The organism is Citrobacter sp. wls619 (assembly GCF_005281345.1).
Lineage (GTDB): Bacteria > Pseudomonadota > Gammaproteobacteria > Enterobacterales > Enterobacteriaceae > Citrobacter.
Genome location: NZ_SZXJ01000044.1, coordinates 194,163 through 219,729 on the forward strand (window position 1 = coordinate 194,163; position 25,567 = coordinate 219,729).

Annotated in this window: 27 protein-coding genes; 9 read left to right on the top strand and 18 right to left on the bottom strand. The window is 52.5% G+C overall.

Annotated features, from left to right (window positions below; translation table 11 throughout):
* Window positions 1-281 precede the first annotated feature (281 nt).
* Complete coding sequence (locus FDX19_RS10170; RefSeq protein WP_137382605.1) at window positions 282-989, bottom strand: DUF554 domain-containing protein; 708 nt, start codon at window positions 987-989, stop codon at window positions 282-284.
* 457 nt (window positions 990-1,446) lie between these two features.
* On the opposite strand from FDX19_RS10170, the gene FDX19_RS10175 reads away from it, so the two are divergent.
* Window positions 1,447-3,582: an ornithine decarboxylase gene (locus FDX19_RS10175; RefSeq protein ID WP_137382606.1), complete on the top strand. Its 2,136-nt coding sequence runs from the start codon at window positions 1,447-1,449 to the stop codon at window positions 3,580-3,582.
* Between the two features lie 57 nt (window positions 3,583-3,639).
* Here FDX19_RS10175 and FDX19_RS10180 read toward each other — a convergent pair whose 3' ends face one another.
* The 4 genes from FDX19_RS10180 to mutY all read right to left on the bottom strand — a co-directional run bounded on the left by FDX19_RS10180 (window position 3,640) and on the right by mutY (window position 7,628).
* Window positions 3,640-4,896 carry a nucleoside permease gene (locus tag FDX19_RS10180; RefSeq protein WP_137382607.1) on the bottom strand — a complete coding sequence of 419 codons (1,257 nt, stop codon included), beginning with the start codon at window positions 4,894-4,896 and terminating at the stop codon, window positions 3,640-3,642.
* Between the two features lie 210 nt (window positions 4,897-5,106).
* Window positions 5,107-6,192 (bottom strand): membrane-bound lytic murein transglycosylase MltC, encoded by a 1,086-nt coding sequence (mltC, locus tag FDX19_RS10185; protein ID WP_137382608.1) that lies wholly within the window; start codon window positions 6,190-6,192, stop codon window positions 5,107-5,109.
* A gap of 86 nt (window positions 6,193-6,278) precedes the next feature.
* Complete coding sequence (locus tag FDX19_RS10190) at window positions 6,279-6,548, bottom strand: oxidative damage protection protein (RefSeq protein ID WP_003027126.1); 270 nt, start codon at window positions 6,546-6,548, stop codon at window positions 6,279-6,281.
* A 27-nt stretch (window positions 6,549-6,575) separates the two neighbouring features.
* Window positions 6,576-7,628 carry an A/G-specific adenine glycosylase gene (gene mutY, locus FDX19_RS10195; RefSeq protein ID WP_137382805.1) on the bottom strand — a complete coding sequence of 351 codons (1,053 nt, stop codon included), beginning with the start codon at window positions 7,626-7,628 and terminating at the stop codon, window positions 6,576-6,578.
* 160 nt (window positions 7,629-7,788) lie between these two features.
* Between mutY and trmB the strand changes: the two genes are divergently transcribed.
* From trmB to ansB, 4 genes are all read left to right on the top strand, one after another.
* The gene (trmB, locus tag FDX19_RS10200) at window positions 7,789-8,508 is read left to right on the top strand and encodes a tRNA (guanosine(46)-N7)-methyltransferase TrmB (protein ID WP_137382609.1); all 720 of its coding nucleotides are present in this window, start codon (window positions 7,789-7,791) and stop codon (window positions 8,506-8,508) included.
* Window positions 8,508-8,834 (top strand): YggL family protein, encoded by a 327-nt coding sequence (locus FDX19_RS10205; RefSeq protein WP_137382610.1) that lies wholly within the window; start codon window positions 8,508-8,510, stop codon window positions 8,832-8,834. Before trmB ends, FDX19_RS10205 begins: the two co-directional genes overlap by 1 nt.
* Window positions 8,835-8,883: 49 nt before the next feature.
* Window positions 8,884-9,603: a DUF2884 domain-containing protein gene (locus FDX19_RS10210; protein ID WP_005123277.1), complete on the top strand. Its 720-nt coding sequence runs from the start codon at window positions 8,884-8,886 to the stop codon at window positions 9,601-9,603.
* 189 nt (window positions 9,604-9,792) lie between these two features.
* Entirely contained in the window at window positions 9,793-10,839 is a 1,047-nt protein-coding gene (gene ansB, locus FDX19_RS10215) for an L-asparaginase 2 (protein ID WP_040232083.1), read from the top strand.
* Window positions 10,840-10,953: 114 nt separating this feature from the next.
* Here the strand turns inward: ansB and hemW are convergent, their stop codons facing one another.
* The 5 genes from hemW to FDX19_RS10240 are packed head-to-tail and all read right to left on the bottom strand — an operon-like array spanning window position 10,954 to window position 14,260.
* Window positions 10,954-12,090: a radical SAM family heme chaperone HemW gene (hemW, locus tag FDX19_RS10220; RefSeq protein ID WP_137382611.1), complete on the bottom strand. Its 1,137-nt coding sequence runs from the start codon at window positions 12,088-12,090 to the stop codon at window positions 10,954-10,956.
* Window positions 12,083-12,676: an XTP/dITP diphosphatase gene (locus tag FDX19_RS10225; RefSeq protein ID WP_137382612.1), complete on the bottom strand. Its 594-nt coding sequence runs from the start codon at window positions 12,674-12,676 to the stop codon at window positions 12,083-12,085. The genes hemW and FDX19_RS10225 overlap by 8 nt, the downstream gene beginning before the upstream one ends.
* Before the next feature lie 7 nt (window positions 12,677-12,683).
* On the bottom strand, window positions 12,684-12,974 hold the full coding sequence (gene yggU, locus FDX19_RS10230) for a DUF167 family protein YggU (RefSeq protein WP_137382613.1): 291 nt from the start codon (window positions 12,972-12,974) through the stop codon (window positions 12,684-12,686).
* Window positions 12,971-13,537, bottom strand: a complete 567-nt coding sequence (locus tag FDX19_RS10235; protein WP_003825417.1) for a YggT family protein — start codon at window positions 13,535-13,537, stop codon at window positions 12,971-12,973. Before FDX19_RS10235 ends, yggU begins: the two co-directional genes overlap by 4 nt.
* An 18-nt stretch (window positions 13,538-13,555) precedes the next feature.
* A complete protein-coding gene (locus tag FDX19_RS10240; protein ID WP_137382614.1) occupies window positions 13,556-14,260 on the bottom strand; it encodes a YggS family pyridoxal phosphate-dependent enzyme in 705 nt (234 codons plus the stop codon).
* A gap of 17 nt (window positions 14,261-14,277) precedes the next feature.
* On the opposite strand from FDX19_RS10240, the gene FDX19_RS10245 reads away from it, so the two are divergent.
* The gene (locus FDX19_RS10245; protein WP_137382615.1) at window positions 14,278-15,258 is read left to right on the top strand and encodes a type IV pilus twitching motility protein PilT; all 981 of its coding nucleotides are present in this window, start codon (window positions 14,278-14,280) and stop codon (window positions 15,256-15,258) included.
* Here the strand turns inward: FDX19_RS10245 and ruvX are convergent.
* The 8 genes from ruvX to metK form a co-directional block, all read right to left on the bottom strand.
* Window positions 15,255-15,671, bottom strand: coding sequence for a Holliday junction resolvase RuvX (ruvX, locus tag FDX19_RS10250; RefSeq protein WP_137382616.1), 417 nt, complete (start codon window positions 15,669-15,671; stop codon window positions 15,255-15,257). The genes FDX19_RS10245 and ruvX overlap by 4 nt on opposite strands.
* Window positions 15,671-16,234, bottom strand: coding sequence for a YqgE/AlgH family protein (locus tag FDX19_RS10255; RefSeq protein ID WP_170974365.1), 564 nt, complete (start codon window positions 16,232-16,234; stop codon window positions 15,671-15,673). The genes ruvX and FDX19_RS10255 overlap by 1 nt, the downstream gene beginning before the upstream one ends.
* Before the next feature lie 176 nt (window positions 16,235-16,410).
* Window positions 16,411-17,358, bottom strand: a complete 948-nt coding sequence (gshB, locus tag FDX19_RS10260) for a glutathione synthase (protein ID WP_137382618.1) — start codon at window positions 17,356-17,358, stop codon at window positions 16,411-16,413.
* Between the two features lie 19 nt (window positions 17,359-17,377).
* On the bottom strand, window positions 17,378-18,109 hold the full coding sequence (gene rsmE, locus FDX19_RS10265; protein WP_137382619.1) for a 16S rRNA (uracil(1498)-N(3))-methyltransferase: 732 nt from the start codon (window positions 18,107-18,109) through the stop codon (window positions 17,378-17,380).
* A 74-nt stretch (window positions 18,110-18,183) separates the two neighbouring features.
* The gene (gene endA, locus FDX19_RS10270) at window positions 18,184-18,891 is read right to left on the bottom strand and encodes a deoxyribonuclease I (protein WP_137382620.1); all 708 of its coding nucleotides are present in this window, start codon (window positions 18,889-18,891) and stop codon (window positions 18,184-18,186) included.
* Window positions 18,892-18,985: 94 nt separating this feature from the next.
* The gene (locus FDX19_RS10275) at window positions 18,986-19,483 is read right to left on the bottom strand and encodes a SprT family zinc-dependent metalloprotease (protein ID WP_137382621.1); all 498 of its coding nucleotides are present in this window, start codon (window positions 19,481-19,483) and stop codon (window positions 18,986-18,988) included.
* Window positions 19,484-19,559: 76 nt separating this feature from the next.
* Window positions 19,560-20,954 (bottom strand): galactose/proton symporter, encoded by a 1,395-nt coding sequence (gene galP / locus FDX19_RS10280; protein ID WP_137382622.1) that lies wholly within the window; start codon window positions 20,952-20,954, stop codon window positions 19,560-19,562.
* Between the two features lie 404 nt (window positions 20,955-21,358).
* On the bottom strand, window positions 21,359-22,513 hold the full coding sequence (gene metK, locus FDX19_RS10285) for a methionine adenosyltransferase (RefSeq protein WP_137382623.1): 1,155 nt from the start codon (window positions 22,511-22,513) through the stop codon (window positions 21,359-21,361).
* A gap of 541 nt (window positions 22,514-23,054) precedes the next feature.
* Between metK and FDX19_RS25640 the strand changes: the two genes are divergently transcribed.
* The 3 genes from FDX19_RS25640 (at window position 23,055) to speA (ending at window position 25,400) form a co-directional block, all read left to right on the top strand.
* Entirely contained in the window at window positions 23,055-23,192 is a 138-nt protein-coding gene (locus FDX19_RS25640) for a hypothetical protein (RefSeq protein WP_271441202.1), read from the top strand.
* Between the two features lie 91 nt (window positions 23,193-23,283).
* Entirely contained in the window at window positions 23,284-23,415 is a 132-nt protein-coding gene (gene yqgB, locus FDX19_RS10290; RefSeq protein WP_137382624.1) for an acid stress response protein YqgB, read from the top strand.
* 8 nt (window positions 23,416-23,423) lie between these two features.
* Window positions 23,424-25,400, top strand: a complete 1,977-nt coding sequence (gene speA / locus FDX19_RS10295) for a biosynthetic arginine decarboxylase (RefSeq protein WP_137382625.1) — start codon at window positions 23,424-23,426, stop codon at window positions 25,398-25,400.
* Window positions 25,401-25,567 lie beyond the last annotated feature (167 nt).

The following is a 25,567-nucleotide window of genomic DNA, read 5'->3' on the forward strand; positions in this document are numbered from 1 at the left end:
GGCGAATAATCGAACGAAGTTCGATGGAGAGTCCGTTTCTCCAAAAGCAAAAAACCAGCCCGTAGGCTGGTTTCTCTAAATGTGGTGCCCGGACTCGGGAACATTCAGCTATCTATTAAATTGAAAATTATCATAAATCTGTTTTTGGTTAATTGTCAAGACCCGGAGTTTGACCCGTANAGGCGCATTAAACCCGATTCACTTCGTTTCGTCAACGAAATTTCTTCAAATCAATGCAGACTGCACAATCTATCACCACATTGCTGGTATTGCACGCATTCTCAGGCAAAAAATGCCGTCCATGCTGCGGAAAGCGGCATTGCCAGTAGCAGGGCGGGAAGCATATTCACCACCGCAAACATTTTGATTCCGCAAATACGTAGACCCGTCGCCAGCAACAGCAGTCCGCCTACCGCGCTGAAATCGGCCATCATGGCTGGGGTTGTCAGCGGTAAAATCAGAGCCGCGCAGGTGGCGAGCGTCAACTGGATTGCCAGCATCGGTATGAAAATGGCAGACACGGCGATCCCTAGCGAGCAGGCGAAGATAATAGCGGTGAAGAAATCGAGAAATGACTTCGCGATTAAAATATTCGGATCGCCGGTCATCCCTTCATGGATCGCCCCGAAGATCCCGGTCCCGCTGGCGCAAAACAGCACGATGATGGCCACATAGCTCTGGATGAAGGATTCGTGCGTGGTGTTGGCATCCGACCGGGTGAAAAGCTGCTGCGCTTTGGCGACCGCGGTATTGATCCCTTTTTCCAGATAACAGAACTCGCCAATTAATGCACCGACCAACGTAGCCAGAACCATCACCGGTAGGTTAGCGCATTTGATAACCAGCAAAATACCAATCCCCAAAGAGCACAGTCCGAATATGGAGGTCATGGAGGCACGAATGCGTTCTGGTAAATGCTGGCTGAGTAGTGCGCCGAGAACGCCACCAAATAAAATGGCGGCAGCATTAATAAAGGGTCCAATTACCACGTTTGCTCCTGCATACCCATTATCGTCTTGATGCTAAAGGCAATTCTCTGGGTAAATTATGTTTTCAGAATGCATTATTATGCCGCGAATGGCAGACGAAATGCTTGTTTATCTGTGAGGTCTATGCACTGGATTTTATCTTGCGCCTGATAGTGAAAGCTGCCATGATTGCGCGAATTTTCTCCTGTCTTAATGGGGCTGCCTGGGATGTTATTATTACCCTTACATCACCTTTCTGCGCGACGTTTGCCCCTTCCTGCGACATCTCTTTATTCTCTCACCATGCGGTGACGGCAGCGCACGCTCACTGCAGGATAACAGTAAAATCAGAGGCTATCTGCTTTTACTGATGTCTGGCGGTCGGGGCTGGTGACCAGTTTGACCTGTCATTTCGTGGGGCTTAGCAATGCGGCTTTGCCCGGGACTTTTGATTCTCCCGATACGGGTTTTTGCGCTTATGAAATCAATGAATATTGCCGCCAGTGGTGAACTGGTTTCTCGTCTGTCTACTCATCGCAAGGTGGTGACGCTGGACAGTACCGATTTTACTGACGTCGCGGCAGTCGTCATTACCGTTGCGGACAGCCGCAGCGGGATCCTGGCTTTGCTGAAACGCACCGGGTTTCACATACCGGTGTTTATATTTTCAGAGACCAACGTGGATATACCCGCCGACGTTGAGGCGGTTATCTGCGGCAATGCGCAGGACTGGCTGGAGCTGGAGTCTGCCGCCTGTCGCTATGAGGAAGATCTGCTGCCGCCATTCTATGACACGCTGACGCAGTATGTTGAAATGGGGAACAGCACCTTTGCCTGCCCGGGACACCAACACGGTGAGTTTTTTAAGAAGCACCCTGCGGGCCGACATTTCTACGAGTTCTTTGGCGAGAATCTGTTTCGCGCGGATATGTGCAACGCCGACGTTAAGCTTGGTGATCTGCTGATTCATGAAGGATCGGCAAAACATGCACAAAAATTTGCGGCTAAAGTTTTCCACGCCGATAAAACCTACTTTGTGCTGAACGGGACCTCTGCTGCAAATAAAGTGGTGACCAATGCGCTGCTGACACGTGGCGATCTGGTACTGTTTGACCGTAACAACCATAAGTCGAACCACCATGGTGCGCTGATCCAGGCGGGCGCTACGCCAGTCTATCTGGAAGCGGCGCGTAATCCGTTTGGCTTTATTGGCGGTATTGATGAGCACTGCTTTGATGAGGCGTATCTGCGCCAGCAAATCCGCGATGTTGCACCGCATAAGGCTGACCAGCCGCGTCCGTTCCGTCTGGCGATCATTCAACTTGGCACTTATGACGGCACGATCTACAACGCCCGGCAGGTGATCGACAAGATCGGTAGCCTGTGTGATTACATCCTGTTTGATTCCGCGTGGGTTGGCTACGAACAGTTTATCCCGATGATGGCCGATGGCTCGCCGCTGCTGCTGGAGCTTAATGCTAACGATCCGGGGATCTTTGTCACCCAGTCGGTGCATAAACAGCAGGCCGGATTCTCGCAAACCTCGCAGATCCACAAAAAAGATAACCATATTCGTGGTCAGGCGCGTTTCTGCCCGCATAAGCGCCTGAACAACGCGTTTATGCTGCATGCTTCCACCAGCCCGTTTTATCCGCTGTTTGCGGCGCTGGATGTTAATGCCAAAATCCATGAAGGCGAGAGCGGTCGTCGGTTATGGGCGGAGTGCGTAGCGCTGGGAATTGAGGCCCGTAAAGCGATACTTACCCGCTGTAAGATGATTCAGCCGTTTATTCCCCCGTTGGTTGATGGTAAACCGTGGGAAACCTATCCAACGGCGGTGATTGCCAGCGAGCGTCGCTTCTTTAGCTTTGAACCTGGCGAAAAATGGCATGGCTTTTCCGGTTATGCGCGTGACCAGTATTTTGTCGATCCCTGCAAGTTGCTGCTAACCACCCCCGGCATTGATGCACAAACCGGGAAATATACGGCGTTCGGTATCCCGGCAACGATCCTGGCGCACTACCTGCGTGAAAATGGCATCGTGCCGGAGAAATGCGATCTGAACTCGATTCTGTTCCTGCTCACTCCGGCAGAAAGCGCAGAAAAAATGGCACAACTGGTGGCGATGTTGGCGCAGTTTGAACAGCATATTGAAGATGACACGCCGCTGGCTGACGTGTTGCCGACAATCTTCAATAAGTATCCGGTACGCTACCGGGACTACACGTTGCGTGAACTGTGTCAGGAGATGCATTCACTGTACGTCAGCTTTGATGTGAAGGATCTGCAAAAAGCGATGTTCCGCCAGGAGAGTCTGCCTGCCGTAGCGATGAACCCGCAGGATGCCAACAGCGCTTTTATCCGCGGTGATGTTGAACTGGTGCGTATTTGTGATGCCGCTGGTCGCATTGCGGCAGAAGGTGCGCTGCCTTATCCTCCGGGCGTGCTCTGTGTGGTACCAGGTGAAGTCTGGGGCGGGGCGGTACAGCGTTATTTTCTGGCGCTGGAAGAGGGCGTGAACCTGCTGCCGGGCTTTTCGCCGGAGCTGCAGGGCGTTTACAGTGAGACTGATGCGGACGGTATTAAGCGTCTGTATGGTTATGTTGTGAAGTAAGCGCCATCTGGCCAAAAAGAAGGTCACCATTAGGTGACCTTCTTTCATCAATAAAGATTAATGTGCGATAGTCTGCGTGCCAGTCGGAACGCGTACGTGTTTGTATTTAAACAGTGCCACGAAAGCGAAGGCCAGAACCAGTGAGTAGCCAGCGAAGATCAGCCACACCGTCTGCCAGTCAGTGATACCATTCAGCGTGTAGTACTCAACCACTTTACCGCTAACCAGGCCACCCAGAATACAACCGAAGCCGTTGGTCATCATCAGGAACATACCCTGTGCACTGGCGCGGATTTCAGGACGTACCTCTTTCTCTACAAACACGGAGCCAGAGATGTTGAAGAAGTCGAAGGCGCAGCCGTAAACAATCATCGACAGAACCAGCAGCACGGTACCGAACGGAGTCGGATCGCCGTAGGCAAACAGACCGAAGCGCAGCATCCACGCCACGATACTGATAAGCATAACGTTCTTGATACCGTAACGGCTTAAGAAGAACGGAATGGTCAGGATAAACAGGGTTTCAGAGATCTGGGAAATCGACATCATCACCGACGCGTGCTCAACGATAAAGCTACCAGAGAACAGCGGGTTGTTATCGAAGCTGTGCAGGAAGGTATTACCGAACATATTGGTAATCTGCAATTCTGCGCCCAGCATCATTGAGAAGATGAAGAAAATAGCCATCCGCTTGTTTTTAAACAGCGCGAAGGCGTCCAGACCGAGCATTGATGTCCAGCTCTGGTTTTTCTGCTGATTGGCTACCGGAATGTGCGGCAGCGTCAGGGTGAACAGGACCAATACGACGGATAACGTTGCGCCGATATAAAGCTGCATGTGGCTCAGTTCAAAGCCAGAGAAGCTAACCGCCCACATGGCCAGAATAAAGCCGATGGTGCCCCAGATGCGGATTGGCGGGAAGTCGGTGACAATATCCATCCCGGCAGACTGCAGGCGATAGTAAGAGATGGTGTTGATTAACCCGAGCGTTGGCATATAGGCCAGCGAGTTAAGCAAAATCACAAAGAACATGGCCCCAGGCGTGGTCACTTCGGCTGCGGCGAACAGCGTTCCTGCACCGACCAGGTGGCAAAGCGCATAAACCCATTTCGCACTGATCCATTTGTCTGCCACGATCCCTAACAGGGTCGGCATAAACACGGCGGCAATCCCCAGCGAGCTATACACTGCGCCGATGGATGCACCGTCAAATTTAAGGGTGACAAACATATAGGAGCCGAGGGTTGTCAGCCAACTCCCCCACAGGCAGAACTGCAGAAACGAGAGAACTTTCAGCTGCAGCTTAAGATTCATGTTAATTTCCTCACACCGTAATGCGGATGGATGTTTTAAAAGGCACATTTGCCGTTGCAATATGATGTGATTCTATCAATGAGAGACACTCTTTTTTTGTTAGCTGTGACAAATATTTGCAAACAATTTCTAATTGCAAAGCAAAATAGTGACGGAGTTAACACTTTTCCCTCCTCTGCTGCGGGAATGAGCGAGCAGAGGAGGAGGGGATTATCGACGTCGATAGGTTTTCTGTGCGGAATTGACCTTGTAAAGATAGCGACGTGATTCTGCAGAGGGATGTCGTGTGGTCAGCGTTTGGTAAACGTCCCCTGGTGACATGCTATTGATAATATTCGCGGCCTGAATTTTATCGTTAGAGAAAACGCGCAGCACGCTTCCCGCGCCGCCGTTATAGGCGGTGATGACCGCATAGCGACGCGAGGTTGGATTATCAATACCGCCCAGATAGACGTTGTTGAGCATCGCCAGATAGGCCGTCCCCGTATCAATGTTGCTGGCCGGGTCAAACAGGAAGCTACGGCTTGGCGTACCTGAGCGCCCCTGAGAACGGAACACATCTTTCCCGGCGCTATGTTGTACTACCTGCATGAGCCCCAGTGCATCGGCATGGCTGACCGCATAGGGGTTAAAAGAGGATTCGGTCTGCATGATAGCCAGAATCAGCGACTCATCAACGCCATACTTCCGTGATGCCTGACGCACCATACCAACGTACTTATGCGCACGCTTATCAAGGTGGTTTGGCACCAGATTAATGGTCACGCTATAGATGATACGCAGCCCGTTGCTGCGGCTCTTCAGTCGCGTTTGCAGCAGGTAGTTGGCAAAGTTGGTGGCACGTCCCTCCCAGCGAATCGGTTGGCCGGTGTTATCCACCACCTGCCCGTAGAGGAACGGTTCTTTGGAAATTTTGATGTCATCGACATCGGAATAGAGATCAATAGATCCCGGATCATCACCCATCAGCAATGTCTTGATGATCGCCCGACGCAGGTGTCCGGCGGGATCTGTCCCGGCAATGGTCTCGACGGTGATTGTACCGTCATCGAAGTTGATATGGCTGCGGGTTTGATACTGATCGGTATACTTCACGTAGTCCTTCGGACCCGCAATCAGCACTTCCTTAAATCCCCACAGATTCTCAATGTTATGGGCAAACTGCCCCATCAGAATATCAAAACCGTTGGTATCCTTGACCCAGGCTTCATTATAGGAATCGCCCTTTTTGGTCGAACTGGAACAGGAGATGAGCAACGGCGCAATAACGGCAAGCGCGAGAAATTTTTTCATCATTCCGGGAGTGCGTGTTGTGTTTGTTATTTGCAAGGACCAGATTAAATCGTAGGCCGGATAAGCGCAGCGCCATCCGGCTACGGTTCTTATGACTCTGGCGTATAGCCTTCAATATGCACATCCTTACCTTCAAACAGGAAGTTAATCATTTCCTGTTCCAGTAACTTACGGTGTTCGACGTTCATCATATTGAGTTTTTTCTCGTTAATCAGCATGGTTTGCTTATGCTGCCATTGCGCCCATGCTTCTTTAGAAATTTCGTTATAGATACGTTTTCCCAGATCGCCCGGGTACAGCTGAAAATCCTGTCCTTCTGCTTCGCGTTGCAGGAAAGTGCAAAAAATCGTTCTGCTCATAAAAAATCCTCTCTATCGACCGGTACGTTAAACCTGGGTGCCGGCACGTAATTGCTGTAACAAACGCTCCACGGGGGCCGCCAGTCCGACCGACGGCGGTTGCGCTAAGTTATACCAGAGCGCGTTGCCTTCATCCATGCATGAGCTGAATGAAGACACGGGAAGCCACATAGGCACAATATCTAAGTGGAAATGGCTAAAGGTATGGCGAAACGCATTAAGTTGGGTCAGATTATCTGCGTTAATTTGTCGTTGCGCCAGCCAGTTGCGTAGCCCATCTTCATCGTCAAACTGCGGAAAACAGTATAAGCCACCCCATAAGCCGCTGGGTGGCCGCTGTGCAAGCAACACGTCATCGCCTTGCTGCAACAGTAAAAAATAGCCTGTACGTTCGGGTAGCGTCTGTTTGGGCTTTTTACCTGGGTACTGCGCCCAGCTTGCATTGGCGCTTGCCACACAGCCATTTTCTAACGGGCACAGGGAGCACTTAGGCTTTGAGCGCGTGCAGACCATGGCCCCTAAATCCATCATTGCTTGGTTGAAACGCTCAACGCCGTGGGCGGGTGTGACTTGCTCGCTCAGTTCCCACAGTTTCTTCTCGACCTCTTTCTTACCCGGCCAGCCGCTGACAGCATAACAGCGAGCGAGCACGCGTTTGACGTTGCCGTCGAGAATCGGAAAATGCTGACCCAGAGAAAGCGAAAGGATCGCGCCTGCAGTTGAACGTCCGACGCCAGGCAGGGCGGCCACCTCATCAAAGGTTTGCGGAAATATACCGCTATGCAGGGTGACCACCTGCTGCGCGGCTTTATGCAGATTTCGGGCTCGGGCGTAATAGCCAAGGCCGGTCCATAAATGCAACACTTCATCCAGCGGCGCATGGGCTAAATCCGTAACCGTTGGGAAGCGCGCCATAAAACGCTCATAATAAGGGATGACGGTCGCAACCTGGGTTTGTTGCAGCATGACTTCTGAGAGCCATACTTTGTAAGGCGTCTTGTCAATTTGCCAGGGCAGCGTTTTCCGCCCGTATTTGTCGTACCAGCTCAACACCTGAGCCGAAAATTGAGACGCTTGCATGATTACCGTTTCATTATTGCCGGGGGCAAGATTGCAGCACAGCGGCAACGGGGTGTAAACCGGAACTTTCCGCTGCTCACTTTCTTCCTTTACTTGCATCCGGCAACTAACTTTGGATAATGCCCGTTTTCGGAACTCAAACACAGCAGACTAAACTTTTATGAAGAACGACGTCATTTCACCGGAATTTGATGAAAACGGCCGCCCTTTGCGCCGGATTCGTAGTTTTGTTCGTCGCCAGGGGCGACTGACGAAAGGGCAAGAACACGCGCTGGAAAACTACTGGCCGGTGATGGGCGTTGAGTTCAGCGAAGAGCCCGTGGATTTCACAACGCTGTTTGGTCGCGATGCGCCAGTGACGCTGGAAATTGGTTTTGGTATGGGTGCTTCGCTGGTAGCGATGGCGAAAGCGTGCCCGGAACAAAATTTCCTCGGCATTGAGGTTCACTCGCCGGGCGTTGGCGCGTGTCTGGCATCAGCCCATGAAGAGGGCGTCGAGAATCTGCGCGTCATGTGCCATGATGCCGTTGAAGTCCTGCATAAAATGATTCCTGACAATTCTTTATCTATGGTTCAGCTGTTTTTCCCTGACCCGTGGCATAAAGCACGTCATAATAAACGCCGTATCGTTCAGGTACCGTTTGCTGAACATATCTTAAGCAAGCTGAAGCTGGGCGGCGTGTTCCACATGGCAACCGACTGGGAAGCCTATGCGGAGCACATGCTTGAAGTGATGTCCTCGATTGACGGGTATAAAAACCAGTCAGAGAGTAACGATTATGTACCGCGCCCACAATCGCGCCCGGTAACCAAATTTGAACAACGTGGTCATCGTCTTGGCCACGGCGTATGGGACTTAATGTTCGAGAGGGTGAAATAATGGCAAAGAACCGTAGCCGTCGTTTGCGTAAAAAAATGCACATCGACGAATTCCAGGAAGTCGGATTTTCGGTTGCATGGCGTTTCCCGGAAGGTACATCGGGCGAGCAGGTTGATAAAATCGTTGATGACTTTATTGAGGAAGTGATTGAGCCGAACAAGCTGGCTTTTGACGGCAGCGGCTATCTGGCCTGGGAAGGTCTGATCTGCCTGCAGGAAATCGGCAAATGCACCGAAGAGCATCAGGAGATTGTCCGTAAGTGGCTGGAAGAGCACAAACTTGAAGAAGTGCGCACCAGCGAACTTTTCGATGTTTGGTGGGACTAAGTAGCACAGGGTCGGCAAATGCCGGCCCGATTTGTATTGAGGGATAGATATGATGCGCAAAACGCTGCTGGCGGCAGTCCTCACGTTCACGGCGATGGCCGCACATGCAGATTATCAGTGCAGCGTCACCCCACGTGACGATGTGATTTTGAGCCCGCAAACGGTGCAGGTGAAAGGCGAAAACGGCGATCTGGTTATCACGCCGGCTGGCAACGTCACCTTCAACGGCAAACAGTACACCCTGAATGCTGCACAGCGTGAGCAGGCCAAAGATTATCAGGCGGCATTGCGAAGCAGTCTGCCATGGATTGATGAGGGAGCCAGAGCGCGTGTGGAAAAAGGACGCGTGGCGCTGGATAAAATCATCGCCAAAGAAGTGGGTGAAAGCAGCAACATGCGTGGCCGCTTAACCAAGCTTGATGCGCAATTAAAAGAGCAGATGAATCGTATCATCGAGCACCGTACAGACGGTCTGACCTTTCATTATAAGGCAATCGATCAGGTGCGTGCTGATGGCCAACAGTTAGTCAATCAGGCGATGGGCGGCATTTTGCAGGATAGCATTAACGAAATGGGTGCTAAAGCCGTGCTCAAAGGCGGCGGTAATCCGCTGCAGGGTGTGCTCGGTAGTCTGGGCGGTTTGCAAACGTCAATTCAGAATGAGTGGAAGAATCAGGAACAAGACTTCCAGCAGTTTGGCAAAGATGTTTGCGCCCGCGTCGTGACGCTGGAAAACGATCGTAAAACGCTGGTTAGTAGTCTGAAATAATCTTCACCTCTTTTTAACGGCACAGAAACATTTCTGTGCCGTTTTATTTTGTGTTTATCTTCTTTTTTGATATCCATCTCTAAGAATGACAATTTGATGGAGATATAAATCTGGTTAATTGGATTGCATCACATTATTCATCTGTGGGATGGACATAATGCAGCAAATTCAAGTAACTGGAGAAATAACATGGAGTTTTTCAGAAAAACGGCACTGGCAGCACTGGTTATGGGTTTCAGCGGTGCAGCGCTGGCATTACCTAATATCACCATTTTAGCGACTGGCGGGACGATTGCTGGTGGCGGTGATTCCGCGACAAAATCTAACTACACGGCGGGTAAAGTTGGTGTAGAAAACCTGGTAGATGCAGTGCCTCAGCTGAAAGACATTGCGGTCGTGAAAGGTGAGCAGGTAGTGAATATCGGCTCCCAGGATATGAATGACGAAGTCTGGTTAACGCTGGCGAAGAAGATTAATACCGAGTGTGATAAAACCGACGGCTTCGTGGTAACGCATGGTACGGATACCATGGAAGAAACCGCCTATTTCCTCGACCTGACCGTCAAGTGCAACAAGCCGGTGGTACTGGTCGGCGCAATGCGTCCGTCTACGGGTATGAGCGCCGATGGCCCGTTCAACCTGTATAACGCAGTGGTAACCGCCGCAGATAAAGCCTCAGCTAACCGCGGTGTGCTGGTGGTGATGAACGACACCGTTATGGATGGTCGCGACGTGACCAAAACCAATACCACCGATGTCGCTACCTTCAAATCCGTTAACTATGGCCCGCTGGGTTATATCCATAACGGAAAAATCGATTACCAGCGTACGCCTGCGCGTAAGCACACCACATCGACTCCGTTTGATGTGTCTAAGCTGACCGAGCTGCCGAAAGTGGGGATTGTTTACAACTACGCGAATGCTTCTGACCTGCCGGCAAAAGCGCTGGTTGATGCCGGTTACGCCGGGATCGTCAGTGCAGGTGTCGGTAACGGCAACCTGTATAAAACCATTTTTGATACGCTGGCAACTGCCGCGCATAAAGGTACGGTAGTCGTACGTTCATCCCGTGTACCGACGGGGGCAACTACCCAGGATGCGGAAGTGGATGATGCGAAATACGGATTTGTGGCGTCAGGCTCGCTGAACCCGCAAAAAGCGCGTGTTCTGCTGCAGCTGGCGCTGACCGAAACCAAAGATCCTAAGCAGATTCAGGAAATGTTTAATCAGTATTAATGGCTGAAGATGGCTGCGCTTATCGTCCTAACCCTGTAGGCCTGATAAGCGTAGCGTCATCAGGCAATTTGCCGGATACGGCTCAAGGCCTTATCCGGCTACATCGTAAGCGTATTACTCCGCCAGAAACAGCTCCAGCAGTGAGTTTAAAAACAGCTTACCGTGCTGAGTAATCTGCCAGTACTCATCGCACTCGCTCAAATAGCCCTGCGCGATAGCCTCTTCAATCTGTTGACGAATAACCTCTTCGCGAAGCCCGGTGTACTGCGTGAATTCAGCGCGTGGCGCGGCTTCCAGCAGCCGGAAACGATTCATAAAGAATTCGAACGGCTTATCGGCTTCAGCGACATCACGCTGGCTTTCGAGATAACGCCCTTGCATATAGCCGCGTGGATGCCGCGTTTTGGTGGTGCGGAGGATCCGCCCGTCCGGGAAGGTGACTTTACCGTGTGCGCCGCAGCCAATGCCAAGATAGTCACCAAAGCGCCAGTAGTTCAGGTTGTGCTGACATTGATAGCCCGGCTTTGCATAAGCTGAGGTCTCATACTGCTGATACCCTGCGGCGGTCAGCAACTGGTGGCCTTGCTCAAAAATATCCCACAGCGCGTCATCGTCCGGTAACACCGGCGGTCGGGAACCGAACAGCGTGTTGGGTTCGATGGTCAACTGATACCAGGAAAGATGCGGCGGGTTGAGCGCGATGGCCTGCTGTAAATCGCCCAAAGCTTCTTCCAGCGTCTGATCCGGTAAACCATGCATCAGGTCGAGGTTAAAGCTACGTAGCCCCAGACCACTCGCCAGGTGCGCGGCACGTTTGGCTTCTTCCGGCCCGTGAATACGTCCCAGACGCTCGAGTTTGGCGGAGCTAAAGCTCTGTACGCCAATCGAGATGCGGTTGACACCAGCGCGTTGATAATCAATAAAGCGATCGGCTTCTACCGTCCCGGGATTCGCCTCCATCGTGATTTCTGCATCTGCGGCCAGATTCAGCCGTGCGCGTACGCCGTCGAGCAGCGTTTGCATTGCCGGGCCAGAGAGCAGGCTCGGCGTACCGCCACCAATAAAGATAGTCTTTATTTCACGTCCCTGAGCGTGGGCTACCTCGGTATCCAGATCGCTCAGCAGATGTTGCACATAGTCGTCATGTGGAACTTCGCCCTTCAACGCATGCGAGTTGAAATCACAGTAGGGGCATTTCTGCACGCACCACGGGATGTGAATATACAGACTTAGCGGTGGAAGCTTAACCATTACGCAGGGCGTCCAGCAGCAGCTTCAGCGCCTGCCCACGGTGGGAGATCGCACTTTTTTCTTCACGGGTCAGCTCGGCGGCGGTTTTCCCTTCAGACGGCACAAAGAAGATGGGGTCGTAGCCAAAGCCACCGTTTCCGGCAGGTTCGCGGGTGATTACGCCAGGCCAGCTTCCGTGGCAAACAATGGGGGTCGGATCATCTGCGTGGCGCAGATAAACCAGTACGCAGTGGAATTGCGCCTGGCGCTTCTCGTCGGGCACATCCTGCAAAGTATGCAGCAACTTTTCCAGGTTCTGCTGATCGGTCGCATCTTCGCCGGAATAGCGGGCTGAATAGATGCCTGGCGCGCCGCCAAGGGCATTTACCGCCAAACCTGAGTCATCAGCAATGGCCGGTAAGCCGGTAATTTGCGCGGCATGACGCGCCTTCAGAATGGCGTTCTCAATAAACGTCAGTCCGGTCTCTTCTGCAGAATCAACACCCAGATCCGTTTGGGCAACAACATCAAGACCGAAATCACTCAGAAGAGAGGCGAGTTCACGCACTTTACCGGCATTGCCGGTCGCGAGGACAACTTTTTGCATGGGATACCTAATCAGTTAACGCCGCAATTTCGGGCGGGATCTGTTGCGGATGAATGATTTTAACCTGTTTGTGACGGCCAAGCTCGCCCTTCTCAATGACGACCTGGCTTTTTGCCACACGGAACTGTTTGCCGAGAAACTTTACCAGATGGCTATTGGCCTGGCCATCTACTGGCGGGGCGGTAATGGCGACTTTTATTTCGTCGCCATGTAAACCCACAATACTGTCACGGCTGGCTTTCGGCTGAATGTAGAGCCGTAAAACCAGACCGTCATCGCAGGGTGTCACGGCACTCATAGCGCCATCCACAGCCCCGGCAGCAACATATTGCCTGTCGCCTGTAACACTTCCGCGATACCCATGTTAATGACATAGAGCAGCAGAACCAGAATCATTGGGGAGAAGTCGATTCCGCCCATGCCTGGAAGTATGCGACGGATAGGGCGCAGCAGCGGATCGGCCAGTTGAATCAGCACGTATTCCACAGGGCTGCGGCCCTGGCTGACCCAGCTCATAATCGCCATCACCAGCAGTACCCAGAAAATCAGCAATCCGATGGTTTTCAGGACGATCAGCACGGCGGCGATCCAGATGATCGGCTGGAACGTCACCACTTTGAACAGCACGATGGCTTTGATAAAGCTGAGAACCAGCGCAACTAATGCCGATGCGCTGTCGATCGGCCCCATCGGGGGAATAATGCGGCGTAATGGCCCAATAATGGGCTGGGTGATTTTCACAATAAACTGTGAGAACGGGTTGTAAAAATCGCAGCGAGACCACTGCATCCACACGCGCAATAGCAGCGCCATGGTATACAGCTCAATTACCGTTGAGAGCAGGAAGGTCAACGTATTCATGGTGTTCCTTAGTTTTCCTTAATTTTTTGTGTAATCACGAGCACCAAAAATGGCAGTGCCAATGCGCACCATCGTGCTACCCGCCGCGATGGCGGCATCCATATCATCAGACATCCCCAGTGAGAGGGTGTCGATATCTGGGTAGCGCGTTTTCAACCCGGCAAATGCTACAGCCATTTGCTGTGCAACTTCAAACTGCCTTACATAATCTGACTCTGGAGCCGGAATCGCCATCAGACCACGCAGGGTAATGCGCGGCAGTACAGCGACTTCAGCGGCCAGTGCATCAAGCTCTGCCAGCGGAATACCTGACTTACTGTTCTCATCGCTGATATTAATTTGAATCAGTACATTGAGCGGTGGCAGTTCCGCTGGGCGCTGTTCGCTCAGACGAGCCGCGATACGCAGACGGTCGATCGTATGGCACCAGTCAAAGTGCTCAGCGACCAAACGGCTTTTGTTGGACTGCAGTGGGCCAATAAAGTGCCACTGCAGATCGTTGACGCCTTTTTCCTGGAAATAGCGGATCTTATCCACGCCTTCCTGAACATAGTTTTCACCGAAGGCTCGCTGCCCTGCGGTAATGGCTTCTTCGATGGCGCTCGCAGGTTTGGTTTTACTGACTGCAAGCAACGTAACTTCTTCTGAAGACCGCCCGCAACGCGTCGCGGCGGCTGAGATTTTGTCCCGGACATGTGCCAGGTTATGCGCGATATCGTTCATTTTCCGAGGATGTTCATATGAATATGGAAGAAATAGTGGCCCTTAGTGTAAAGCATAACGTGTCGGATCTACACCTGTGCAATGCATGGCCTGCGCGTTGGCGCATACGCGGAAAGGTCGAAATCGCGCCATTTGCTACGCCGGACGTAGAGACGCTGCTGATGTACTGGCTCAATGATCAACAGCAGGTACAGTGGCGTGAGCAGGGGCAAATTGATTTTGCTATTGCGCTGGCAGATTCCCGGTGTTTACGCGCCAGCGCTTTTGTTCATCAACAGGGAACGTCGCTGGCGCTAAGATTGCTACCGCTTGATTGTCCTCGTTTAGACGATCTCCAGGCTCCCGAGACCATACCTGAACTGCTGCACAGTGAAAATGGGTTAATTCTGGTGACAGGCGCTACCGGCAGCGGTAAGTCAACGACCCTGGCGGCGATGGTAGAGTACCTTAATCAGCATGTTGCGGGGCATATTCTGACGCTGGAAGACCCGATTGAATATCGCTACACCAGCCAGCGCTGTCTTATTCAACAACGGGAGGTGGGCGCACACTGTGCTTCTTTTGCCGCCGGCTTGCGCGGCGCGCTGCGTGAAGATCCCGACGTCATTTTGCTGGGCGAACTGCGCGACGTGGAAACCATTCGTCTGGCATTAACGGCAGCGGAAACCGGGCATCTGGTGCTAGCAACGCTACACACGCGTGGGGCTGCACAAGCCATTGCTCGGCTGGTAGACACCTTTGCGGCATCAGAGAAAGATCCCGTGCGTAACCAATTGGCAGACAGCCTGCGGGCAGTACTTTCGCAAAAGCTGGAGGAAGATAAGCAGGGCGGACGGGTGGCGTTATTTGAACTGCTCGTCAACACACCCGCCGTTGGCAACCTGATCCGCGAAGGGAAGAACCATCAGCTACCCGGCGTGATTCAAACCGGGCAGCAATCAGGTATGCAGACATTTGCTCAAAGCTATCAACAGCGACAGGCGCAGGGGAGGCTTTAGTCGCCCTGCTCGAAATAGCTTTCGAGGATCACAACGGCTGACGCGGAGTCTACTTTGCCTTTATTCAGCGCACGGTATCCACCCTGTTCAAACAGGCCGGAGCGGGCTTCGACGGTACTTAGCCGTTCGTCATGCAATGTCACGGTGACACCGAAACGACCATGAATGCGGTTGGCAAATTTGCGCGCGCGCGCGGTCAGGGGTTGCTCAGTACCATCCATATTGAGCGGCAGGCCGACGATGATTTCATCTGGTTGCCACTCTTTTAGCAGGCGTTCAATCAAATTCCAGTCCGGCGTACCGTCCTGAGCTTTGATAGCAGGCAGGGGTCTGGCTGTGCCGGTAATGCGTTGACCAATCGCCACGCCAATGCTTTTGGTACCAAAATCAAACGAGAGTAACGTTTCGCTCATTATGCATGTCCCGCCACACCAGGCATGGTCAAAATATCTATGCCGATAAGTTTTGCCGCATCGCGCCAGCGATCGGCGATCGGCGTTTTAAACAAAATATTGAGATCGGCGGGGGCGGTGAGCCAGGCGTTATCCAACAGCTCTTGTTCCAGTTGGCCCTTTTCCCAGGATGAATAACCTAATGCGACCAGCACTTCGGACGGTTGTTCCTGGGTGCCTAAGGTTTCTAAAACATCGCGGGATGTCGTGATGATGGTGTTATCGGAAATTAAGATACTGGATGCAAAACGGGCGGGCGGGGTATGCAGAATAAATCCACGGTCTTCCGCCAACGGGCCGCCAAGCATCACTGCTTTATCCAGACGGATGGACGGATCGCGTCCTTCCGGCGTGATCTTCAGCTTTTCCAGAATCCCTTCAATCTGTAGGTTTTCCAGGGGCTTATTGACGATAATCCCCATCGCACCGTTCTCATTATGTTCACAGATGTACACCACGGCGCGGCGGAAAATAGGATCCTGGAGAGCAGGCATGGCAATCAGAAAGTGATGCTGTAAATTCATTGTCAGAGGTTCTGTTTCCTGGTTCAAAAAAGCAACAGCGCCCAGTATGTGGGCAAAGCGAGAAGATGTCACCCTCTGAAAATAGCGTTGCCGGATGACGGTGGCGCCTTATCCGGCCTACGGGGTGCAATTTCTGGCCGGATAAGACGCGAAGGCGCCGCTACCCGGCAACGTATTTACTTCTGGAGACGCGCCTCGATGGCATCCATCAGCATTCCGGTAATCGAGACCGGGAATTCCGCTTCGATTTCACGAATACAGGTTGGGCTGGTAACGTTAATTTCCGTCAGACGATCGCCAATGATATCCAGACCGACAAAGATCAGACCTTTGGCTTTCAGCGTTGGTCCAATGCGGCGGGCAATTTCCCAGTCGCTGTCAGTTAATGGACGCGGTTCGCCACGACCACCGGCAGCCAGGTTGCCTCGGGTTTCCCCACCCTGCGGAATGCGCGCCAGGCAATACGGTACAGGTTCGCCATCGACGACCAGGACACGCTTGTCGCCGTCTTTGATTGCGGGCAGATAGTTCTGCGCCATGCAGTAGCGGGTGCCATGCTCGGTCAGCGTTTCGGCAATCACGCCGAGGTTCGGATCGCCTTCCTTCACACGGAAGATAGATGCGCCACCCATGCCGTCCAGCGGTTTGAGAATAATGTCGTTGTGCTTTTGCCAGAAGGCTTTCAGCTGTGCCTTGTTACGCGTGACCAGCGTTTCTGGTGTCAGGTCGGCGAACCAGGCGGTAAACAGCTTTTCGTTGCAATCACGCAGACTCTGCGGCTTGTTAACGATCAGCGTCCCTTGTTCTTCAGCACGTTCCAGAATGTAGGTTGCGTAGATGAACTCAGTATCAAACGGGGGGTCCTTACGCATCAGGATGACGTCCAGATCTGCCAGCGGCAGATCCTGCTCGCTCTTGAACTCATACCATTTGTCGTAGTTCTGCTCGACGCTCAGAGTACGCGTACGGGCGCGGGCTTCCCCGTTTTCCAGATAAAGATCGGCCATCTCCATATAGTGAAGTTCATAACCACGACGTTGTGCTTCCAGCAGCATAGCAAAACTGGAATCTTTCTTGATGTTGATGCTTGCGATGGGATCCATCACGATGCCGAGCTTAATCATGTTCTTCTCCGTTTATGCCTTAGCCCAGATCGCCAAAACGCACCTGAAGCGCGGTAATGGCGGTGAGCGCAGTTGTCTCTGTACGCAGAACGCGAGGTCCTAACAGGATATCAGTAAACTGATACCGTGCGGTCATGGCAATTTCATCTGCCGACAGCCCACCTTCCGGGCCAATCAGCAAGCGGATACGCTCTACGGGTAGCGGCAGTGTGTTAATGCTGGCGCTGGCGCGCGGGTGCAGGTTCAGCTTCACCCCTTCGTCCTGTTCCGCGCACCATGTTTCCAGATCCATTGCCGGGCGAATTTCAGGTACCCGGTTACGACCGCACTGTTCGCAGGCGGCAATGGCAATTTTCTGCCACTGCTGGAGCTTTTTGTTCAGGCGTTCACTGTCCAGTTTAACGCCGCAGCGCTCAGAAAAAAGTGGCGTAATGAGGCTTACACCCAGTTCGATCGATTTCTGGATAGTGAATTCCATTTTTTCGCCACGTGACATGACTTGTCCAAGATGGATATGCAACGGTGATTCACGATCGTCGAGCTCGGCGTTAAGTACCTTCACGTCCACGCTTTTCTTACTGGCATGGGTGATTTCGGCGTCAAATACCTGATTACTGCCGTCAAACAGCTGTAGCGCCTGGCCGGGTCCCATACGCAGTACGCGACCAATATGATTGGCGGCATCCTCACACAGTGAAATTTGGCTACCGGAAGTGATTGGCTCAGGGTGATAAATGCGGGGAATGCGCATAGTTAAACATCCGCGTCATGGCCCTGAGCTATTAAAGGCCAGGGCATGGTTAAAAATATTGACGCTAGTGTAGGTTAGCTCTTTTGCGCCTGGCAAGCGCGTTGCACATATGGGTTGTGGTTACCCTGTACCTTTGCAATACGTTCATCACGCTCACACTCCCAGTCGGTGACCGGATACTGCTTATTCCAGGCGTTAAAAAGCTGGGTTTGTTGGCGGGAGAGCGTCAGGTCGTACTGGTCACGCATGTAAAAGTAGGTGCGTGCAATAGCGCCACGGGCGCGGGCTGGCGGCTCGGCAACTTTCTCTTTGAAGTCGACTTTCATGGCGCACTGTCCATATTGGCCTTCGCCGCCGTTCCACTGGCTGTACATGAAGTTTGCGCGATCGCCATTGACTTCACCTACCGCCGGCTGCAGGTTATGCATATCGCTTTCCATCTTGCGATAGACCGGGTCTTTGGCGCAGTTTTTACGCCCTCCATCCTGCCAGCACTGGCGCTGATGGCCAAATTGCCATGCAGGAACCACGTGCTCCCATTCAATTCGGCTGGCGCGGTTTTCATTTTTTCGTACTTTATAGCCGCAGGACTCGAGGTCCACGACCCCTTTTTTGCCTTGCCAGTTAATTTTACAGCCACAGTAGAAATCGCCTGGCGCATCGGCGTTAACTTTGACGCCAGCGGCTTTTGCCTGGGAAAAACTATTGATGCCTTCGGCGAACACCGTGCCTGAGAACGCAGCGGCCAACAATGCTGCTGCAAAAGAAAGATTACGGTACATCACGAACTCCGTGTCAAAACGAGCCCGCAACGTAGCGAAAGTTGTTCCTGTATGCAATCAGTTAGATCAGAAAAGTTCCTGATAATTCTGAAGATTATTCTGCAATCAGCGGCTCACCGCAGTGGACGCAGCGGTAGGTGGCCTCACCGCGTACAACACGGTTATGTCGACGAACGGTCAGTTGGTGTTCCTGACACTTACAGCGGTAGGTAAAGGTCTTACGCTGTACGGATTGCAGTTCAAACTGATGCGTGCGTCGGGCCGGGACGCCCAGCACGCTCTCCATCATCCATTTCCACTCTTTGCCGTGCGGCGGTACGCGGCCAAAGTGCTTCCACACCAGCAAATGTGCCAGTTCATGGGGTACCACTTCGTTAACGAACGCATCGACGTTCTCCATCAGCAGGACGGGGTTAAGGCGGATTTCGTAGGTTTGTAACCACGCGGTGCCTGCAGCGGTGCCGCGCTGTTGGTACACCAGCTTAGGTTCCGGATAATTACGCTCGAGCTTGAGATTGGCCTGTGCGAGTTTTTCCCGCAGGCTGCGCATAACGGCTTGCTGGATAGCGATGGGAAGACGGGAGGTTTTCATAACGCCAGAGGATAGTGCGACAGGGAAGGGACTGCAAGAGGAAGGCTTCCTCCCGGCGGGAGGAAGCCTTTGGTGATTAGTCGTGTGCACCAATTTCGCGCAGTTTACGACCTTTCATCAGGTTACGTTCGATGTGTTCCAAAGAGACGTTTTTGGTTTCCGGAATCAGCCACAGGGTCAGGAAGATGAACAGTACGTTCAGGCCACCGTAGACCCAGAAGGTGTTGGCGCTGCCCAGCGAGTTAAGCATCGTCAGGAAGGTCGCACCGACAATCATGTTGGCTATCCAGTTGGTTGCGGTAGAGCAGGTGATACCGAAATCGCGGCCTTTCAGCGGCTGAATTTCAGAGCACAGTACCCAAATCAGCGGACCAGCACTCATGGCGAAGCCAACAATAAACATCAGCAGCATCAGCACCGCGAAGTATTGGGCGGCTGCCGAGTGAATGCCCACGTGCATCATCGTGCCCAGTACGCCCATTCCGACGGCCATGACGATAAAGCCGAGGATCAGCGTAGGTTTACGGCCCCAACGGTCAACCAGACCAATGGCGATAAAGGTTGCCAGCACGTTAGTCAGACCGACAATAACGGTCCCCCACATCTGTTCGGTGGTGTTGGTGTAACCCGCAAGCTCAAAGATTTTTGGCGCGTAGTACATGATGACGTTCATCCCGGTGAACTGCTGCATCACCTGTAACAGTACGCCCAGGAACACCGCGCGACGGAAGTTGCTGTTTTCTTTAAACAGCGCCCAGCCGCTCTGTTTAACCTGCAGGCTTTCACGAATTTCATCCAGCTCGCGCTTAGCTTCTGCGCTGGTATCACGCAGGCGCAACAGGACGCGCTCGGCATCGACAAAGCGACGTTTAGCCGCGAACCAACGCGGGCTGTCTGGCAGGAAGATAACGCCAACCAGCAGTAACAACGCAGGGATGATGATCACGCCCAGCATCCAGCGCCATGCGCCGCTGTAGCTAAACGCGGTATCGGACAGATAGGCACCAAGGATCCCGATGGTGATCATCAACTGATACATGGATATCATGCTGCCGCGAATTTTTTCCGGTGCGATTTCGGACAGATAAAGCGGCGCGGTGTAAGACGCAACGCCGACAGCCAGACCCAGCAGTACGCGAGAAACCAGCAGTACTTCCACGTTAGGCGCCGCGGCGGAGAACAGTGAACCGGCAACAAACAGGATGGCGCCGATCATCAGGCTTTTTTTACGACCCAGTTTGAAGGAGAGCCAGCCGCTACCGACAGCACCGACTGCGGCACCAAACATCATGGAACTCACCACCCATTCCTGAGTGTGTGCAGTAATTTGGAACTCATCGGTGATGAAAGGTAAAGCACCCGCAATAACACCGATATCCAGGCCAAAAAGTAATCCTGCCAGGGCGGCAAGGAAGCAGACAAAGAATGTCATGGCTTTGTTGGAACGCCCCGCTTTTTTATAGTCAGGCATGATGCCCTCCGGTTGGGTAACTAGTTTTGTTGATGTTAAGGGTAGGTGAGTACGGGGTAAAAAAATGCGAATCACATCACATTAGTGTAATCGGTTACACTAACATTCATCACGATTATTGGTTAACTATTTGAAAGTTAACATTTTATAATGCGCTTAAATATGGCTGATTGCCTGAAATTAAGACAATCACTGAAAAGTGATGTAACACTGATGCAGTCGCGGCGGAAAAGAGATGTTAACTCGTTGTGGATAGAAAAGCGGTGATGTGTAATCGCTTTCATTTTTATTGAAAGAGATGATTCACTGTATTGTTCAGGTGACGAGGTGTTGGAGGAGAATAGGGGAATAAAAAAAAAGACCAGCACGAGGCTGGTCTTACTAAGCGGACAGTCTTCAGTAAATTACTTCAGACCGGCAGCGTCACGCAGCAGTTGCGCTTTGTCGGTTTTTTCCCATGGGAAATGTTCACGACCAAAGTGACCGTAAGCTGCGGTTTCTTTGTAGATCGGGTGCAGTAGATCCAGCATCTGAATCAGACCGTATGGACGCAGGTCGAAGAACTCGCGCACCAGCAGGGTCAACTGCTCTGAAGGTACTTTTTCGGTACCAAAGGTTTCAACCATGATAGAGGTCGGTTCGGCTACACCGATAGCGTAGGAAACCTGAATCTCACAACGGTCTGCCAGGCCTGCGGCAACGATATTTTTCGCCACGTAACGGGCTGCATAGGCTGCGGAACGGTCAACTTTAGACGGATCTTTACCAGAGAATGCACCGCCGCCGTGACGCGCCATGCCGCCGTAGGTATCAACGATGATTTTACGACCGGTCAGACCGCAGTCGCCCATCGGGCCGCCGATCACAAAACGACCCGTTGGGTTGATGAAGAATTTGGTCGCAGCGGTCAGCCATTCGGTCGGCAGTACCGGCTTGATGATCTCTTCCATAACGGCTTCTTGCAGCGATTTCTGGTCGATATCTTCAGAGTGCTGAGTAGACAGAACCACGGCATCAATACCGACGATTTTGCCGTCGTCATACTGGAAGGTTACCTGGCTTTTTGCATCCGGACGCAGCCAGGATAAGGTGCCGTTTTTACGCACTTCAGCCTGACGCTGCACCAGACGGTGAGCATAGGTAATAGGTGCTGGCATCAGCACGTCGGTTTCGTTGGTTGCATAACCAAACATCAGGCCCTGGTCGCCTGCGCCCTGTTCCAGCGGATCGGCACGGTCAACACCCTGGTTGATGTCCGGAGACTGTTTACCAATCGCGCTCAGTACCGCACAAGAGTTGGCGTCAAAGCCCATGTCGGAATGCACATAGCCAATTTCGCGAACCGTGTTACGCGTTATCTCTTCGATATCTACCCAAGCGCTGGTAGTGATCTCACCGCCAACTAAAACCATACCGGTCTTGACGTAGGTTTCGCAGGCTACGCGTGCTTTCGGATCCTGCTCGAGGATTGCATCCAGCACGGCATCAGAGATTTGGTCAGCGATTTTGTCAGGATGCCCTTCTGATACGGACTCGGACGTAAAAAGGTGTTTTGCCATATTTAATTTCACCTAAGGAGTATTTAGTTAGCTCAAACTGTCGAGTGGAATAGCCATGTGTAGAAGATTCTACCATGAGTCTGCAGATGACGGACACTGGCAGTCTGAGTGTTAATCGGTATAGATGGATTAACATCTGGACGGCTATTTTAGGATGTTTCTTCGCCTGATTTCCAGCTTTTTTTGATTAAGGTCGCATTGTACTGAAAATGTAACTGGAAATTTTTCCTGACGGTGCTGGCAATGTGCATATTTATCTTTTGCATTTTGACCTTCTTATCGGTATAAAACGCGGCGCGCGGCTCATATCCGTCATACTTCAAGTTGCATGTGCGTTGGCAGTACTCGCTCGCCCCAGTCACTTACTCATGTAAGCTCCCGGGGACTCCCTGCGTTGCCGCCTTCCAGCAACTCGAATTATTTAGGATAGACAAAAGCACACGACGTTTTCATCGTGTTGCCACTTCCAGCCGGGTTAAAACTTTAGCTTTGGCTTGTGGGTTCGTTCCGTCAGGAGCAGCCGTGGAGGTGATACGAGATAATGAACCGTTGTATTCTGCTGAATCTGTCACACCGTTCTGGTGTACATATGTCCCCCGCAATCTGCATCTTGCATACCTGCCGATGTTATACCCATCTCGGCGCTTCTCAGGACTCCAGGGCCGGCTACGGTCACTAAGGACTGAACAAGGGCGCTCTTGGTAAACAAGAGTTTTCTCGTGGTTTCGCCGAACCGTCAGCATTAAGTTCGGTTACGTGTTTACAATGATATGAAAAAGAAACCGGTCGCACAGTCGGAGCGTCAGCACTATCTGCTGGAAAATCTGCCTGTTTATGGGTTGTTATCGCCTCTTCGGATTGCGATAGTAGTCAACTGTTTTACACTTGTTAATAAAATCTGAGGTTCGCTATGTCTGACGACATTTTCATGGGTTCGCCTTCGTCAGCGGGCGGACAGGGTGTACTACGCTCCATGCAGGAGGTTGCAATGAGTTCCCAGGAAGCCAGCAAGATGCTGCGTACATACAATATTGCCTGGTGGGGTAATAATTATTACGACGTCAATGAATTAGGCCACATTAGCGTGTGCCCGGACCCTGACGTCCCAGAAGCGCGTGTCGATCTCGCCGAACTGGTAAAAGCCCGTGAAGCACAGGGGCAACGTCTACCCGCGCTGTTTTGCTTCCCGCAGATCCTGCAGCATCGTTTGCGCTCGATTAACGCGGCGTTCAAACGTGCACGTGAATCATACGGCTACAACGGCGACTACTTCCTGGTTTACCCGATCAAAGTAAACCAGCATCGTCGTGTTATTGAATCGCTGATCCACTCTGGCGAACCGTTAGGTCTGGAAGCGGGTTCGAAAGCGGAACTGATGGCGGTGCTGGCGCACGCGGGGATGACCCGTAGCGTGATCGTGTGTAATGGCTATAAAGACCGCGAATACATTCGCCTGGCGCTGGTCGGTGAGAAGATGGGCCATAAGGTCTATCTGGTTATCGAGAAGATGTCTGAAATCGCCATCGTGCTGGAAGAAGCCGAGCGGCTGAACGTCGTGCCACGCCTCGGTGTTCGTGCGCGTCTGGCCTCCCAGGGTTCCGGTAAATGGCAGTCTTCTGGCGGCGAGAAATCCAAGTTTGGCCTGGCGGCAAACCAGGTGCTGCAACTGGTGGAAATTCTGCGCGAGCGCGGTCGCCTGGACAGCATTCAACTGCTGCACTTCCACCTTGGTTCGCAGATGGCGAACATTCGCGATATCGCTACCGGCGTGCGTGAATCAGCCCGTTTCTACGTTGAACTGCATAAACTGGGCGTCAATATCCAGTGCTTCGATGTGGGTGGGGGTCTGGGCGTGGACTATGAAGGTACCCGCTCGCAGTCCGACTGCTCTGTGAACTACGGCCTGAACGAATACGCCAACAATATTATCTGGGCGATTGGCGATGCCTGTGAAGAACATGGCTTGCCGCACCCGACGGTGATCACCGAATCTGGACGTGCTGTTACCGCGCACCATACCGTGCTGGTGTCGAATATTATCGGCGTTGAGCGTAGCGAACACACCGAAGCCACACCGCCGGCTGAAGATGCTCCGCGCGCCCTGCAAAGTATGTGGGAAACGTGGCAGGAGATGCACGAGCCGGGTACCCGTCGCTCGTTACGTGAATGGTTGCACGATAGCCAGATGGACTTGCACGATATTCACGTCGGCTACTCTTCAGGCACTTTTAGCCTGCAGGAACGCGCATGGGCTGAACAGCTCTATCTGAATATGTGTCACGAAGTGCAGAAACAACTCGACCCGAGCAACCGCGCGCATCGTCCGATTATCGACGAGCTGCAGGAGCGTATGGCGGATAAGATTTACGTCAACTTCTCTCTGTTCCAGTCGATGCCGGATGCGTGGGGTATCGATCAGCTGTTCCCGGTGATGCCGCTGGAAGGGCTGAACCAGGCCCCTGAACGCCGGGCGGTACTGCTGGACATTACCTGTGACTCCGATGGTGCTATCGACCATTACGTTGACGGCGACGGAATTGCTACCACCATGCCGATGCCGGAATACGATCCGGAGAACCCGCCGATGCTGGGCTTCTTTATGGTGGGGGCGTATCAGGAGATCCTCGGTAACATGCATAACCTGTTCGGTGATACCGAAGCGGTTGACGTGTTCGTCTTCCCTGATGGCAGTGTCGAAGTTGAGTTGTCTGACGAGGGCGATACCGTGGCAGACATGCTGCAGTACGTGCAGCTTGATCCGAATACCCTGCTGACACAGTTCCGTGATCAGGTGAAAAACACCGATCTGGACGCGGAGTTGCAGCAGCAGTTCCTCGAAGAGTTCGAAGCAGGGCTGTACGGATATACCTATCTCGAAGACGAGTAACGGTAAATGTTCAGTGGTGTTGCGCTTACCGGACCGACGAAAGTAGGCCGGATAAGGCGCAATCGCCATCCGGCAGTCAGATTCAGAGAGGGCGGCATTTACGGCGCTCACTTGAATCCGTACAAATTAACGGCGATAATTCGCCCATACAAGTAGTCACGTAAATC

What these genes read in the sequence shown, in the direction of transcription:
- galP (WP_137382622.1), bottom strand. Translation starts at nt 20,954, where the DNA reads ATGCCTGACTATAAAAAAGCGGGGCGTTCCAACAAAGCCATGACATTC.
- FDX19_RS10190 (WP_003027126.1), bottom strand. Translation starts at nt 6,548, where the DNA reads ATGAGCAGAACGATTTTTTGCACTTTCCTGCAACGCGAAGCAGAAGGA.
- ruvX (WP_137382616.1), bottom strand. Translation starts at nt 15,671, where the DNA reads ATGAGCGAAACGTTACTCTCGTTTGATTTTGGTACCAAAAGCATTGGC.
- FDX19_RS10255 (WP_170974365.1), bottom strand. Translation starts at nt 16,234, where the DNA reads ATGAATTTACAGCATCACTTTCTGATTGCCATGCCTGCTCTCCAGGAT.
- metK (WP_137382623.1), bottom strand. Translation starts at nt 22,513, where the DNA reads ATGGCAAAACACCTTTTTACGTCCGAGTCCGTATCAGAAGGGCATCCT.
- mutY (WP_137382805.1), bottom strand. Translation starts at nt 7,628, where the DNA reads ATGCAAGCGTCTCAATTTTCGGCTCAGGTGTTGAGCTGGTACGACAAA.
- mltC (WP_137382608.1), bottom strand. Translation starts at nt 6,192, where the DNA reads ATGATGAAAAAATTTCTCGCGCTTGCCGTTATTGCGCCGTTGCTCATC.
- FDX19_RS10240 (WP_137382614.1), bottom strand. Translation starts at nt 14,260, where the DNA reads ATGAACGATATCGCGCATAACCTGGCACATGTCCGGGACAAAATCTCA.
- FDX19_RS10210 (WP_005123277.1), top strand. Translation starts at nt 8,884, where the DNA reads ATGATGCGCAAAACGCTGCTGGCGGCAGTCCTCACGTTCACGGCGATG.
- gshB (WP_137382618.1), bottom strand. Translation starts at nt 17,358, where the DNA reads ATGATTAAGCTCGGCATCGTGATGGATCCCATCGCAAGCATCAACATC.
- speA (WP_137382625.1), top strand. Translation starts at nt 23,424, where the DNA reads ATGTCTGACGACATTTTCATGGGTTCGCCTTCGTCAGCGGGCGGACAG.
- yqgB (WP_137382624.1), top strand. Translation starts at nt 23,284, where the DNA reads ATGAAAAAGAAACCGGTCGCACAGTCGGAGCGTCAGCACTATCTGCTG.
- trmB (WP_137382609.1), top strand. Translation starts at nt 7,789, where the DNA reads ATGAAGAACGACGTCATTTCACCGGAATTTGATGAAAACGGCCGCCCT.
- ansB (WP_040232083.1), top strand. Translation starts at nt 9,793, where the DNA reads ATGGAGTTTTTCAGAAAAACGGCACTGGCAGCACTGGTTATGGGTTTC.
- rsmE (WP_137382619.1), bottom strand. Translation starts at nt 18,109, where the DNA reads ATGCGCATTCCCCGCATTTATCACCCTGAGCCAATCACTTCCGGTAGC.
- FDX19_RS10175 (WP_137382606.1), top strand. Translation starts at nt 1,447, where the DNA reads ATGAAATCAATGAATATTGCCGCCAGTGGTGAACTGGTTTCTCGTCTG.
- FDX19_RS10205 (WP_137382610.1), top strand. Translation starts at nt 8,508, where the DNA reads ATGGCAAAGAACCGTAGCCGTCGTTTGCGTAAAAAAATGCACATCGAC.
- hemW (WP_137382611.1), bottom strand. Translation starts at nt 12,090, where the DNA reads ATGGTTAAGCTTCCACCGCTAAGTCTGTATATTCACATCCCGTGGTGC.
- FDX19_RS10225 (WP_137382612.1), bottom strand. Translation starts at nt 12,676, where the DNA reads ATGCAAAAAGTTGTCCTCGCGACCGGCAATGCCGGTAAAGTGCGTGAA.
- FDX19_RS10245 (WP_137382615.1), top strand. Translation starts at nt 14,278, where the DNA reads ATGAATATGGAAGAAATAGTGGCCCTTAGTGTAAAGCATAACGTGTCG.
- FDX19_RS10275 (WP_137382621.1), bottom strand. Translation starts at nt 19,483, where the DNA reads ATGAAAACCTCCCGTCTTCCCATCGCTATCCAGCAAGCCGTTATGCGC.
- FDX19_RS25640 (WP_271441202.1), top strand. Translation starts at nt 23,055, where the DNA reads ATGAACCGTTGTATTCTGCTGAATCTGTCACACCGTTCTGGTGTACAT.
- endA (WP_137382620.1), bottom strand. Translation starts at nt 18,891, where the DNA reads ATGTACCGTAATCTTTCTTTTGCAGCAGCATTGTTGGCCGCTGCGTTC.
- FDX19_RS10235 (WP_003825417.1), bottom strand. Translation starts at nt 13,537, where the DNA reads ATGAATACGTTGACCTTCCTGCTCTCAACGGTAATTGAGCTGTATACC.
- FDX19_RS10180 (WP_137382607.1), bottom strand. Translation starts at nt 4,896, where the DNA reads ATGAATCTTAAGCTGCAGCTGAAAGTTCTCTCGTTTCTGCAGTTCTGC.
- yggU (WP_137382613.1), bottom strand. Translation starts at nt 12,974, where the DNA reads ATGAGTGCCGTGACACCCTGCGATGACGGTCTGGTTTTACGGCTCTAC.